At 70.8% G+C, this 12,827-nt stretch carries 11 protein-coding genes and 1 pseudogene; 2 read left to right on the top strand and 10 right to left on the bottom strand.

Translation table 11 applies throughout. The annotated features are described in order from the left end of the window. Positions 1-45: 45 nt before the first annotated feature. Together NZH93_RS51195 and NZH93_RS10335 are read right to left on the bottom strand one after the other, a co-directional pair. Positions 46-252, bottom strand: a pseudogene (locus NZH93_RS51195) (DNA gyrase subunit A); the annotation flags it as partial. 32 nt (positions 253-284) lie between these two features. Beyond that, positions 285-2,885 (bottom strand): ATP-binding protein, encoded by a 2,601-nt coding sequence (locus NZH93_RS10335; protein ID WP_259622762.1) that lies wholly within the window; start codon positions 2,883-2,885, stop codon positions 285-287. Between the two features lie 342 nt (positions 2,886-3,227). Here NZH93_RS10335 and NZH93_RS10330 point away from each other — a divergent pair, with 342 nt between their 5' ends. Further along, a complete protein-coding gene (locus NZH93_RS10330; protein WP_259622761.1) occupies positions 3,228-3,782 on the top strand; it encodes a DUF3558 domain-containing protein in 555 nt (184 codons plus the stop codon). A gap of 6 nt (positions 3,783-3,788) precedes the next feature. Here the strand turns inward: NZH93_RS10330 and NZH93_RS10325 are convergent, their stop codons facing one another. The 8 genes from NZH93_RS10325 to NZH93_RS10290 all read right to left on the bottom strand — a co-directional run bounded on the left by NZH93_RS10325 (position 3,789) and on the right by NZH93_RS10290 (position 11,756). Further along, on the bottom strand, positions 3,789-4,550 hold the full coding sequence (locus NZH93_RS10325; RefSeq protein ID WP_259622760.1) for a DeoR/GlpR family DNA-binding transcription regulator: 762 nt from the start codon (positions 4,548-4,550) through the stop codon (positions 3,789-3,791). A gap of 72 nt (positions 4,551-4,622) precedes the next feature. Beyond that, positions 4,623-5,933: an alpha-glucosidase/alpha-galactosidase gene (locus NZH93_RS10320; protein WP_259622759.1), complete on the bottom strand. Its 1,311-nt coding sequence runs from the start codon at positions 5,931-5,933 to the stop codon at positions 4,623-4,625. Further along, positions 5,933-6,757 (bottom strand): class II fructose-bisphosphate aldolase, encoded by an 825-nt coding sequence (locus NZH93_RS10315; RefSeq protein ID WP_259622758.1) that lies wholly within the window; start codon positions 6,755-6,757, stop codon positions 5,933-5,935. Before NZH93_RS10315 ends, NZH93_RS10320 begins: the two co-directional genes overlap by 1 nt. A gap of 3 nt (positions 6,758-6,760) precedes the next feature. After that, positions 6,761-7,645 carry a 1-phosphofructokinase family hexose kinase gene (locus tag NZH93_RS10310; protein ID WP_259622757.1) on the bottom strand — a complete coding sequence of 295 codons (885 nt, stop codon included), beginning with the start codon at positions 7,643-7,645 and terminating at the stop codon, positions 6,761-6,763. Between the two features lie 5 nt (positions 7,646-7,650). Beyond that, positions 7,651-8,577, bottom strand: coding sequence for an SIS domain-containing protein (locus tag NZH93_RS10305; protein WP_259622756.1), 927 nt, complete (start codon positions 8,575-8,577; stop codon positions 7,651-7,653). Between the two features lie 136 nt (positions 8,578-8,713). Then, complete coding sequence (locus NZH93_RS10300; RefSeq protein WP_259622755.1) at positions 8,714-9,535, bottom strand: carbohydrate ABC transporter permease; 822 nt, start codon at positions 9,533-9,535, stop codon at positions 8,714-8,716. Continuing rightward, positions 9,532-10,473 (bottom strand): carbohydrate ABC transporter permease, encoded by a 942-nt coding sequence (locus NZH93_RS50610; protein WP_259622754.1) that lies wholly within the window; start codon positions 10,471-10,473, stop codon positions 9,532-9,534. Before NZH93_RS50610 ends, NZH93_RS10300 begins: the two co-directional genes overlap by 4 nt. Then, positions 10,470-11,756: an ABC transporter substrate-binding protein gene (locus NZH93_RS10290; protein WP_259622753.1), complete on the bottom strand. Its 1,287-nt coding sequence runs from the start codon at positions 11,754-11,756 to the stop codon at positions 10,470-10,472. Before NZH93_RS10290 ends, NZH93_RS50610 begins: the two co-directional genes overlap by 4 nt. A 236-nt stretch (positions 11,757-11,992) precedes the next feature. Between NZH93_RS10290 and NZH93_RS10285 the strand changes: the two genes are divergently transcribed. Further along, positions 11,993-12,823, top strand: coding sequence for an endo alpha-1,4 polygalactosaminidase (locus NZH93_RS10285; protein WP_259622752.1), 831 nt, complete (start codon positions 11,993-11,995; stop codon positions 12,821-12,823). The last annotated feature ends 4 nt before the right edge of the window (positions 12,824-12,827 follow it).

Raw genomic sequence — 12,827 nt, 5'->3', positions numbered from 1 at the left:
CACGCGGGCCGACTTCACGTACGCGTGCGTCGGCCGGTAGCCCTGCTCGTTCATCGAGTACAGGATGCGGCGGTGCACCGGCTTGAGGCCGTCCCGCGCGTCCGGGAGGGCGCGCGAGTGGATGACCGAGTACGCGTACTCCAGGTAGGAGTCCTCGATCTCGACCTTCAGCGGGTTGTCGACCACGGTCGCGCCCGCCTGGTCGAAGGCGGAGGGGTCGACCTTGGTCGTCGGGCCTTTGCGGCGTGCCATGACTGGGAGCTCTCTCTGCGGGTGTGTGGTGGTCAGAGGTCGATCGCGGACTGGTCGACGCGCGAGGACGACTCCACGAGCCACGCGCGGCGCGGTTCGACCTTCTCGCCCATGAGCAGTTCCAGCGCCGACTCCGCCGCTTCGGCGTCGTCGATGGTGATGCGGCGGACGGAGCGGGTGGCCGGGTTCATCGTGGTGTCCCACAACTCGTCCGCGTCCATCTCGCCGAGGCCCTTGAACCGGGGCACGGGGGTGACGATCTGCTTGCCCTGCTTCTCCAGCCGGGCGACCGTCTGCTCCATCTCGCGCTGGGTGAACGTGAACCGGGTCTCCGGGTTGCGGCCCTTCGTCACGACCTTGTGCAGCGGCGGCATCGCCGCGTACAGCCGCCCGTCCTCGATCACCGGGCGCATGTACTTGGCGAACAGCGTGATCAGCAGCGTCCGGATGTGCGAGCCGTCGACGTCCGCGTCCGCCATCAGGATCACCCGGCCGTAGCGCATCGCGGCCAGGTCGAACGTGCGGCCGGTGCCCGCGCCGAGCACCTGGACGATCGAGGCGATCTCGGCGTTGCGCAGCGTGTCGCCCAGGCTCGCCTTCTGCACGTTGAGGATCTTGCCGCGCAGCGGCAGCAGCGCCTGGTACTCCGACACCCGCGCCATGCGGGCGCTGTTGTGCACGAACACGCCGGTCTCCAGCGCGAAGTTGTGGTGGTGCTCGACGGTGAGGTCGTACACGTCCGCCACCTCCTCCAGCACCTCCACCGACTGGACCTGGTGGTTGACCGGCGCGCGGCCGTCGCCCGGCGCGTCGAGCGTGCCGGACAGCGACGGGTGCGAGTCGAGGCGGGGCAGCGCCCAGATCTCGGTGTCGTTCATCCACACCGGCCGCGCCCCGTCCACGATGGACGAGGACCGGTACAGCGGCATCAGCGACTGGCCGACGACGAGTTCGTCCGCGCGGCGGTACGAGCCGTCGCGCAGCCGGAACAGGTGGTCCGGGGTGCACCGGACCGCCTCGCCGTTGTCGAGCGTCACGCGGACCAGCGGCGCCAGGAAGCGGGTGAGCCGCGGCTCCAGCAGCGGGGCCACGACGACGTGGCCGTCCTCGTCCGTCGCGTAGCCGTAGTGGGTGATGCCGAACGCCCAGTCCGCGACGAGGTCGGCGAAGGACCTCGGGCGGCCGAACGCCATCGCGACCATCGTGTCGCCGGTGAAGCAGCCGAGCGCGCTGTCGCCCTCCACCAGGAACAGCTCGCTGCGGGACACGCCCGTCGCGCGGCAGTCGACCAGCTTCGGCGGCATGGACGCGCCTTCGAGCGCGGTCTTGCGGCGGGCCGCGTCCTTCTGCTGCTTCTGGGTCAGCCGGACGCGCGAGGCGTCGACGACCTTCTGGAGGACGACCTTCGCCTCCATCTTGGTCTTCTTGTCCTCGGTCCACTCCCGGACGTGCTTCTCCACCACGGCCTGGATGACCTTGACGATGCCCGCGGTGGACAGCTCGTCCTTGGTCTGCGAGGTGAACTGCGGCTCGGGGATGCGGACGTGGATGACGGCGGTCATGCCCTCCAGGACGTCATCCAGGGTCGGCATGTCCTCCTTGGCCTTGAGCAGGCCGCGGGTCTTGGAGATGGCGTCGTGCAGGGCTTTCACGACCGCGCGGTCGAAGCCGCGGCGGTGGGTGCCGCCGTGCACGTTGCGGATCGTGTTGGTGAAGCACTCGACCGAGCGCTCGTACCCGGTGCCCCAGCGGAGCGCGACCTCGACCTCGGCCTGGCGCTCCACTTTGGACCGCATGACGCCGTTCTGGTCGGCCGCGTTCTCCTGGTAGGTGCCCGCGCCGTTGACCAGCAGCGTGCCGGACACGGCCTTGTCGCCCGCCGGGGCGAGGAAGTCGACCATGTCGGCCAGGCCGTTGGGGTAGTGGAACGTCTCCTCGCCGATCGAGTCCTCGATCGCGTGGCGCAGGACGTACGTCACGCCGGGCACCAGGAACGCGGTGTTGCGCAGCTTCGCGCGGACGGCCTCGACGTCCAGCGACGACCCGTTCTCGAAGTACCGGGCGTCGTACCAGTACCGGATGGACGTGCCGGTCGACTCACCGCGCTTCATCTTGCCGGTGATCTGCAACCCGGACTGGCGGGTGGACGGCGCCTTCGGGCCGGGGCCGTCGAACACCGCCGGGACGCCGTGCGCGAACGACATCTGGTGGACCTTGCCGTCCCGCTTCACCGTCACGTCGAACCGGTGCGACAGAGCGTTGACCGCGGACGCGCCGACGCCGTGCAGACCGCCGGAGGTCTTGTAGCCGGAGCCGCCGAACTTGCCGCCCGCGTGGAGCCTGGTCAGCACCAGCTCAACACCGGACAGACCGGACTTCGCGTGCACGCCGGTGGGGATGCCGCGGCCGTCGTCGTCGACCTGGACGCTGCCGTCGGCGTGCAGGGTCACGACGATCCGCGAGGCGTGGCCCGCGATGCCCTCGTCCGTGGAGTTGTCGACGACCTCGGTGAAGAGGTGGTTGATGCCGCGGCTGTCGGTCGACCCGATGTACATGCCGGGTCGTTTGCGGACCGCTTCCAGACCCTCCAGGTGTGTCAGGTCATCGGCCCCGTAGAGGGTCTCGGCAGTCACAGGGTCAATCTCCCGGTCGTGGATTGCGGACGCGCTTGCGATGGGCGGTACCGGGAGACTATCCGGAGGGTCCGACAGTTTTCCGAACCACCAGGGCACAAGTCCGCCCGTTCCCCGGTCGGGAACCCCGCCGGTGCCCGCGCGCGACCACGGCGAGCACCCGCGCGACTCCGGTCCGCTCACGACGACCACACACCCGGTCGGGCCCGCCGTCGCCGAACACCCCTGTGTTCCCCGTGCGCCGCCAGGGGAAACCACCGTCCCCGACACGCGGGTACCGGTGCTGAACCGCGGACCGGCCCGATCCGTAGGACTGAGCGGGACCACCCGGAGGTGAGAGCCGTGAAGTTCGCGAACCTCGCGATCATCGTGACCGCGGCGGGCGCTCTGTCCGCCTGCACGTCCGCGTCCACCGCCGCGCCGAAGGGCGACGTGCCGAAGCTGGAGGTGCCGCCGCTGAGCCTGGCGAAGTTCACCGGCAAGCCCTGCCGGGTCTTCGGCGTCGACCAGCTCGACTCGCTGGGCATCAGCGGGCCCGGCACACCGGACCCCGAGCAGTTCGCGGGCCGCTGCCGGTGGAGCGACGGCTCGTCCAAGGCCACGACCATCGGCATCTCGCTGTTCGGCGAGTCGCAGGGCCTGGCGCGGGTGTACGCCGCCAAGGGCGCCTTCCCCTACTTCCGGCCGACGGAGGTCGCCGCCTACCCGGCCGTCGACCGCGACACCGGAGAGGGCACCACGGGCACCTGCGCGACCGTGGTCGGCATCGCCGACGAGGCCGCGTTCGAGATCCAGGTGGACGTGGACGACGAGACCTCCGCCGACTACGCGACGCCGTGCGCGGTGTCGAAGCAGGTCGCCGAGATCGCGCTGAACAACATCAAGGGAGGTGGCTGACCGCGCTCAGACGACCACGACCTCCACGCCCGCCGCGCGGAGCCGGTCGACGCCCTCGGGGGACGCGCTCGAATCGGTGATCACGACGGTGACCTCGCTGATGTCGGCGATCCGGGAGAACGCCCGCTTGCCGATCTTCGAGCCGTCGGCCAGTACGACCACCTGGTCGGCGGTCTTCATCAGGCAGTGGTCGGTCTGCGCCTCCACCGAGTCGTGCGTGCTGATGCCGCCGCGCACGTCGATGCCGTCGACGCCGAGGAACACCACGTCGAGGCTGATGCCCGCCAGCGCGCGGTCGGCGATCGGGCCCACCAGCTCGTAGGTCTCCGGGCGGACGCCGCCGCCGGTGACCACCAGGTCGATCATGGGGCGGACGGAGAGGTCCGCGGCGATGTTGAGCGCGTTCGTCACGACCTTCAGCGAACGGCCGGTGGCGAGCAGCCGGGCCAGTTCGGTGGTCGTGGTGCCGCCGTTGAGGCCGACCGAGTGCACGGACTCGTCGACCCGCTGGGCCGCCGCCTCGGCGATCTGCCGCTTCTCCTGCTCGCGGCGGCCGACCCGGTAGCGCATCGGCAGCTCGTAGATGACCTCGGCCGCTATCGCGCCGCCGTGCGTGCGCTTGAGCAACTGCTGCTCCTCCAGCGACTGGAGGTCGCGCCGGATCGAGGCGACGGACGCCCCCAGGTCGCTGGAGAGGTCGACCACGCTCACGGAACCGGTGTCCGCCAACCGTTCGAGGATGGCGGAAAGCCGTTGTTGCTGACGCATTCGCTCACCATAGTTCATGGAGGATGCCCGTACGATCGCTTTTCAGGTCGAAGCACGCACGGCTCGTGCGCGTTATCGCACCTCCGCTCGCAGGGCGGGCGGCAGCAGGTCGCCGTGCGCGGCGGTCATCGCCGCGCACAGGTCCCAGATCCGGTCGAGGGTGAGGGCCGCGGCGGTCGCCGGGTCGCTCATCGCGGCGTGCCGGACGTGGGCGGGGTCGCCCTCCACCGCCGCGGCCACGGTCAGCTCGACCACGTTCAGGAAGCTCCGGTTGAGCGCGGCGAGCTGCGGCGGGAGCGCGCCGACGTGGTGCGGGTGCACGCCGAGCCGGTCGAGCGTCGCGGGCACCTCCACGGCCGCTCCGGCGGGCAGGTTGTCGATCAGGCCGTGGTTGGCGGTGGTCACCTGGATGGTGCGGGGCGTGCCGGTCACCAGGCTGTGCACGACCTGCGGGGCGTACTCGACGGCGTCCTCGTCCGGCACCGGCAGCGGGGAGCCGCCCCCGGCGATCCGGTCGCGCAGCCCCTGGTACTCGGCGAGGTTCGCCGCGCTGATCCCGACGTAGTCGCGCACCGGGATGCGCAGCCGTTCGACCTCGGAGTCGTGCCGCAGGTACCAGGGCACGTACTCCGACGAGTGCTCGCTGGTCTCCGTCGGGTAGCGGCCGAGCCTGCGGTACAGGTCGACGCGCACCCGCCGGGCCAGCTCGGGGTCGGCGGCGATGGCGGCGTCCAGCGCCGGGTAGAGGTCGCGGCCCTCGTGCTCCCAGCGCAGGATCCAGGCCTGGTGGTTGACGCCCGCGGACAGGACGTCGACCTCCTCGTGCGGCACCCCGACGAGCGCGCTGAGGTCGCGGACGGTCCAGTAGACGGAGTGGCACAGCCCGACGGCCTTCACCCGCGGCGCGGTGGCGGCGAGGTACTGGAGGTTCATCGCCATCGGGTTGGTGTAGTTGAGCAGCCAGGCGTCCGGGCACACCGCGAGCACGTCCGCGGCCAGCCCGTCGAGCAGCGGGAACGTGCGCAGGGCCCGGAAGATGCCGCCGATGCCGAGCGTGTCGCCGATGGTCTGCCTGATCCCGAACGACTCGGGCACGTCGAAGTCGGTCAGGGTGGCGGCGTGCCCGCCGACCGCGACCATGTTGACCACGAAGTCCGCGCCTTCGAGCGCCGCGCGGCGGGACGACGAGGAGAGGACGCGGGGTTTCGCCCCGACCAGCTCGGCGGTGTGGCGGGCCAGCGCCTCGGCGACCGCGAGCCGTTCGGCGTCGATGTCGTGCAGGGAGATGGTCAGGTCGGGGAGGTCGGGGAACGTCAGTAGGTCGCGGAGGAGCTGGCGGGTGAACTCGACGGAGCCCGCGCCGACGAACGAGATGGTGACCATTACCGACCTTCCAGCACGCGGATGAGCCGAGCCACCTCGGCGGTCATGGCTTCCCGGCCGGCGCCCAGGTAGCGCCGGGGGTCGACGAGCACCGGGTCGTCGACGAGCCCGGCCCTGATCGCCGCGGTGAAGTACTTGTTCAACTGGGTGGCGATGTTGATCTTCCGCATCCCCGCGCGGACCGCCTCGGCCAGGTGCTCGTCGGACACCCCGGACGAGCCGTGCAGCACCAGCGGCACGGGAACCGCGGCGTGCAGCAGGGCGATCAGGTCGAAGTCCAGGGTCGCGTCGCGGGTCAGCATCGCGTGCGACGAGCCGACCGCCACGGCGAGCGCGTCGACCCCGGTCGCCTCGACGTACCGGGCGGCCTCGTGGGGATCGGTGCGCACCCCCGGTTCGTGCACGCCGTTCTTGCCGCCGATCTCCCCCAGTTCGGCCTCGACCGCGACGCCGCGGCCGTGGCACCGGCGCACCACCTCGGCCGTGCGGGCGACGTTCTCGTCGTGCCCGAGCGCGGACCCGTCGAACATCACCGAGCCGAACCCCAGGTCCACGGCTTCGCGGATCAGGTCCTCCGATGTCGCGTGGTCGAGGTGCACGGCCACGGGCGACGCCGCCGCGTCGGCGATGGCGAGCGCCGCCCGGCCGATCGGGGCGAGCGAACCGTGGTAGCGGACGGCGTTCTCGCTGATCTGGAGCACCACGGGCGCTCCCGTCTCGTCCGCGGCGGCGGCGATGGCCTCCGCGTGCTCGATCTGGATCACGTTGAACGCGGCGGTGGGCGCGGACCCGCCGAGCAACTCCCGGAGCGGAACCAATGGCATCTTCTAGTCCTCGGTGACTCGTCGCGGCAGAACGGACGCCTTGCGGCTCTCGTAGAAGTCCTGGTCGAAGTCCCCGGCCAGCGGGGAGCGCACGGCGGCGGCCGACAGCGCGACCGCGTTCGCCAGCCGTTCGGGCCACGGCAGGTGCCAGCAGGCGACCAGCGCGGCCACGGCGGCGTCCCCGGCGCCGGTCGGGTTGCCGACGACCCGCTCGGGCGGCTCGGCGGTCCACACCCCGCCGCGGGTGTAGGCCGTCATCCCGGCCGGGCCGTCGGACACCACGGCGGCGTCCGCGCCCAGCGACAGCGGGCCGGAGCCCGTGGCCGCGCGGAGTTCCAGCCGGTTCGGCGTGATCACCGCCGGTCCGGCCGCGGCGCCCGCCGCCAGCGGCGGTCCGTCGGCGTCCAGCAGCACCGGGACGTCGGCCGCCCGGACGAGGGTGGCGTAGGCGTCCGGCGGCACTCCCCTCGGCAGCGAACCGGACAGCACCACGAGGTCGACCCCGGCGAGCAGGTCGCGGTAGTGCCGGACGAACCCGGCCCACTCCTCCGCCGTCACCGACGGCCCCGGTTCGGCGAACATCGTGGCCTCGCCGGACCGCTCGACCACGGCCACGGTTCGCCGGGTCTCCCCCTCGATCGGGAACATCGCCTCGGGAACGCCCGCCGCCACGAGGTCGGCCCGCAGCAGCGCGCCGGAGCAGCCGCCCGCCAGCCCGGTCGCGACGACCGCCACGTCGAGGCGCCGCAGGACCCTGGCGACGTTGACGCCCTTGCCGCCAGCCCGGACGGCGGGGTCGCCGACCCGGTGGGTGGCGCCCGCGGCGAGCCGGTCGACCGGGTACGTCACGTCGAGGGCCGCGTTGAGCGTAACGGTGAGCGTCCGCACGGCGATCAGGCCGTGCTGCGCAGGATGACCGACCGGGTCAGGTGGCGCGGGGTGTCGGGGTTGAGCCCCTTGCCCAGCGCGACCTCCACGGCCAGCCTGTGGACGGAGACGAGTTCGGCCAGCGGGTCCCGGTCCCGCGCGACCCACAGGCCCCCGGTGGCGCCGACCTGCCGGTCGAGGCCCTCGGGCGGCGTGCCGAGCACCCACACCGCCGAGCGGTCGTCGGTGATGGCGATGGGGCCGTGCCGGTACTCCGCGGCCGGGTAGGACTCGGTCCAGCTCAGGGACGCCTCGCGCATCTTCAGCGCGGCCTCCGCGGCGAGCCCGGTGGTCCACCCGCCGCCCAGGAATGTGAACTGCTCCCTCTGAGCGACCCCGGCGGGCAGCGGCTCCTCCAGCGCCAGTTCGGCGTCCGCGACGGCCTGGTCCAGGTCCTCGCCGAGGTGGGCGCGCAGCAGCGCGACGGCCGTGGTGGCGAACCGCGTCTGCACGACGGACCGCTCGTCGGCGAAGTCGAGCACGACGACGGCGCCCGCCAGCGCCACCACCGGGGTGTCCGGATCGGCCACGACGGCCGTCGTCGGCAGCGCGGGCGAGTCCTCTCGCAGCCGGTCGAGCACCTCGATGACCTCGGTGGTCGTGCCCGACCTGGTGAGCGCGAGGACGCGGTCGTAGACGCGGCCCGCGGGCAGTTCCGACGCGGCGAACGCGTCGGTCTCGCCGTGGCCCGCGTCCTCGCGCAGCCGGGCGTAGGCCTGCGCCATGAACAACGACGTGCCGCACCCGATCACGGCGACGCGCTCGCCCCGCTGGGGCAGGGCCGCGGCGGTCGCGGGCGCGGCGGCCACCTCGACCGCTCGACGCCAGCAGGCGGGCTGGGTGGCGATCTCGCTCGCGGTGTGGAGCTGTCCGGGCTGGGGCTGTGCGCGCATGAAAGCTTTCTAGCACGATCGCTCACAACCAAGCAATAAGCCTGAGCGTTTGATGGGTAAGGCTCGTTTTCCCTGGTCAAGGCATGCCGAAGGCCGGAACGGGGCACGGTGCCCGTCCCGGCCTGGTCGGGTGCGGCTACTTGATGCCCACGGAGGCCACGGACCGCACGAAGAACCGCTGCGCCACGAAGAACACGATCAGCACGGGCAACTGGCTGAGCACCGTCCCCGCCATGAGCTTCGGCCAGTTCGTCGTGTGGGCGCCCTGGAAGCTCTGGAGTCCGATCTGGACGGTCATGCTCTCCGGGCTCTGGATGGCGATCAGCGGCCACAGGAAGTCGTTCCACGTCTGGAGGAACGTCAGCACGGCGAGCGTGGCCAGGGTCGGGCGCATCAGCGGGAGCAGCACCTGCGCCAGGATCCGCAGCCTGCCCGCACCGTCGATCCGCGCGGCCTCCTCCAGTTCCCGCGGCACGGTCATGAAGAACTGCCGCATCAGGAACACGCCGAACGCGGTGGCGAGGTTCGGCGCGATCAGCGCGCCGAGCGTGTCGGTGAGCCCCACCGAGCGGACCATGATCAGCAGCGGCAGCATGACGATCTGGAACGGCACCATGAGCGTCGCGAGGATGGCCACGAACGCGACCCGGCTCCCGAGGAAGCGGACGCGCGCGAAGGCGTAGCCCGCCAGCGAGCAGAGCACCAGGTTGCCGACGACGCAGACGACCGACACCACGGAACTGTTGACCAGCCACGACCCCAGCGGGGCGTCGCGCAGGGCGGCGGCGTAGTTGCCCCACTCCAGCCCGCTGGGCAGGCCGGGCGGGAAGCGCCGCGACTCCGCCTGGGTGGAGAACGACACCAGCACCATCCACACCAGCGGCGCGACCATGACGAGCGACAGCGGCAGCAGGACCAGGTGCAGCGCGCTGGGACGGCGGAACCGGAGGGTGGTCATCGGACCTCGAAGTGCGACGTTCGGCGGTTGAACCGCAACTGGACGACGGTGAACACCAGGATCACCAGGAAGACCACGCACCCGATGGCCGCGGCGTAGCCGCCGTCGAAGCTGACGAACGCCTCGTTGTACAGGTGGTAGACGAGCAGGGTGGTCGCGCGCAGCGGGCCGCCCTTGGTGGTGACGTAGACCGCGTCGAAGAGCTGGAGGCCGTTGATCGTCAGCCACACCAGCAGGAACCCGGACGCGGGGGCGACCTGCGGCAGTTCCACGTGCCAGAACGACTGGACCCGTCCGCACCCGTCGAGCGCGGAGGCCTCGATCAGGTCCTTGGGGACGTTCTGCAACGCGGCCAGGAAGATGATCACCGCGAAGCCGAGCCAGCCCCACACCGTCATGGCGACCACCGCGTACAGCGCCTGGCCGGGGTCCTGGAAGAAGCCCTGCTTCGGCAGGCCGACCTCGGACAGCAGCGCGTTGACGAGCCCGAACTGCGGGTTGGCCAGCCAGCCGAAGATGATGCCGGTGGCGACGGTCGAGGTCACCAGAGGCACGAACACGGCCATCCGGTAGAGGGTGATGCCGCGGACCTTCTGGTTGAGCAGCACCGCGATCGGCAGCGCGAGCGCCATCGTGAGCGGCACGAACAGCACCGCGTACAGCAGGGTCCGGCGGGCGGCCTCCCAGAACAGCGGGTCGGCGACGAGCTTCGCGTAGTTCTCGCCACCCGCGAACGTGCCGGGCGACGTGAGGTCCGTGTGCTGGAAGGAGAGCACGAACGACCACACCACGGGCACCAGCCCGAACAGCCCGATCAGCACCACTGCCGGAGCGGCGAACCCCCAGCCCGCGAGGTGGTCGGCCGTGCGGGCGGGGGCGCCCGGCCGCCGCCGCTCCCGCACCGGCGGCGGTGGCACCGGTGCGAGCACAGCGGTCACGAGCCCGCCAGGATCTGGTCGACCTCGGCGCGCGCGGCGGCCACGGCGTCAGCGGGCTGCGCCTGGCCCAGCAGCACCGACTGGACCGCCGTGCCGAGCGCCTGCGAGATCTTCGGGTACTGCGGGATGTTGGGCCGGGCCTTCCGCACGTTCTTCGCGAGGTTGTCGACGAACACCTTGTTGCCTGGGAACTTCTCCTCGAACTTCGGGTAGTCCGGGAGGGTCAGCTCGGACTGGCGGATGGGCAGGTGGCCCGTCTCGATCGCGAACTCCAGGTGGATCTGGGGCGACAGCAGCCACTTCAGGAACGGCCACGCGTCGGCCTTGCCCTTCTCGCCGAACACGACGAACGTGTCGGGCCCGGCGATCGTCGCGTGGGTGACCTTGCCCGGCAGGTACTGCACGCCGTAGGACACGTCCTCGTTGATGGCGCCCAGGTCCCACGGCCCGGTCCAGAGCATCCCGATCCGGCCGGAGTTGAAGAGGTTGACGTACTGCTGGTCGCCGGTGTCGAGGTAGACGGACCGGTCCTCGACGGCCATGTCGTGCAGCAACTGCATGGCCTGCTTGCCCGCGTCGGAGTCGAACGCGGCCTTCTTCCCGTCGGGCGAGAGCAGGTCGCCGTCCGCCTGCCAGAGCAGGGCGAGGAAGCGCCAGACCGTGTCCTCGGAGCCGTCGTTGGTGTAGGACCAGCCGTACCGGTTCTCCTCGGGCTTGGCCAACTTCGCCGCCGCGGACCGGAAGTCGTCCCACGTCCACGTCTCCGTCGGGTAGGCGACCCCGGCGTCGTCGAAGAGCTTCTTGTTGTACACCAGCGAGAGGTTGTCGACGAGCGCCGGGACGCCGTAGACCTTGCCGTTCACGGTCGAGGCCTCGCGACCGGCGGCGAACAGGTCGTCCCAGGCGAAGTCCTTGTCGTCGCGGACGGTCGACGTCAGGTCCTGCGTCTGGGGCCGTTCGGCGAGACCGGAGAGTGAGGAGCCGAACTCGTAGGCCACGGTGGGCGGGTTGCCGGAGACGAACGACGCCAACGTCTTCTGGAGCGCGTTGTCGTTGCCCCCGTTGAACACCAGCTCGACCTGCCCGTCGGGGTGGTCGGCGTTCCAGCGGTCGGCGAACTTCCCCAGCGCCTCGGCCTCGTGGTCGGTGTAGCCGTGCCACACGACGACCTTGCCGTCACCGCCGCCGCTGCCGCCGGGAGCACCCCCGCAGGCGGCGGTCAGAGCGAGCAGGGCGCACCCGATCAGGGCCGCCCTCCGACTCAGTCCACTCCCCTGTGTCATAGAGGCCTCCTGCTGGTGCTTGGTTTTGGTTGAGGCGAGTCACGCTAGAGCAGAACCGCTCATAACGGCAAGACAATCGGGGTAAAAGCTCACGTTCGTTCATCCACGATGCTTGAACGATCATCCTGCGTCATCTGCGTCGAATCGTCACTGGGGGTGGTCAACCGTGACGGCGTTGTAGTTTAATCGCTCAGAACCCTGCACATTCTATGAGCGACTAAGGAGCATGTCACCCCATGACACCCCTGGTCACAGCACTCAGGAACGCGGCGCTGGCCTGCGCGGTGGTGGCCCTGTCCGCCCCCGCCGCCCAAGCCCAGCCCGCCGCGGCACAGGTACAACTCCCACCCGTGCCCGCCGTGCTGGACTACCAGCTCGGAGCCGCCTACACGCCCCCCGCGGGCGTCACGCTGGTGACGCGCGACAGCACCGCCACGCCCGCGCCCGGCATCTACAACATCTGCTACGTCAACGGGTTCCAGACCCAGCCGGGAGAACGCGACCTCTGGCTCAAGAACCGCAAGGACCTCCTGCTGTCCGACTCCAAGGGCAACCCGATCATCGACCCGGAGTGGCCCGACGAGTTCCTGCTGGACACGTCGACCAGCGCCAAGCGGACCAGGCTCGCGGAGATCACCGGCGCCACGATCCAACTCTGCGCGCAGAAGGGGTTCAAGGCCGTGGAGATCGACAACCTCGACTCCTACAGCCGGTCGAAGGGCAAGCTGACCGTCGACAACAACCTCGCCTACGCCACCCTGCTGGCCCAGCGCGCCCACGGGCTCAACCTGGCGATCGGGCAGAAGAACTCGGCTGAGGAGAGCCGTCGCGCCCGCACCCAGGTCGGCTTCGACTTCGCGTTCTCCGAGGAGTGCCACGCCTACGAGGAGTGCTCCTCCTACAGCGACGTCTACGGGACCCACGTGATGGACGTCGAGTACACCGACAACCTCCGCGGCACGTTCGCGAACGTCTGCCGCGACGCCGACACCCCGGCCACCACGACGCTGCGGGACCGCGACCTCGTGGGCCCCGGCAACGGCGCCTACCGGTTCGACCACTGCTGACGAC

Origin of the sequence: Umezawaea endophytica (genome assembly GCF_025061645.1) — a bacterium.
Taxonomy (GTDB): domain Bacteria; phylum Actinomycetota; class Actinomycetes; order Mycobacteriales; family Pseudonocardiaceae; genus Umezawaea; species Umezawaea endophytica.
Note: the sequence above shows the minus strand (reverse complement) of the source record. Positions and strands in the feature narration are given on the sequence as shown.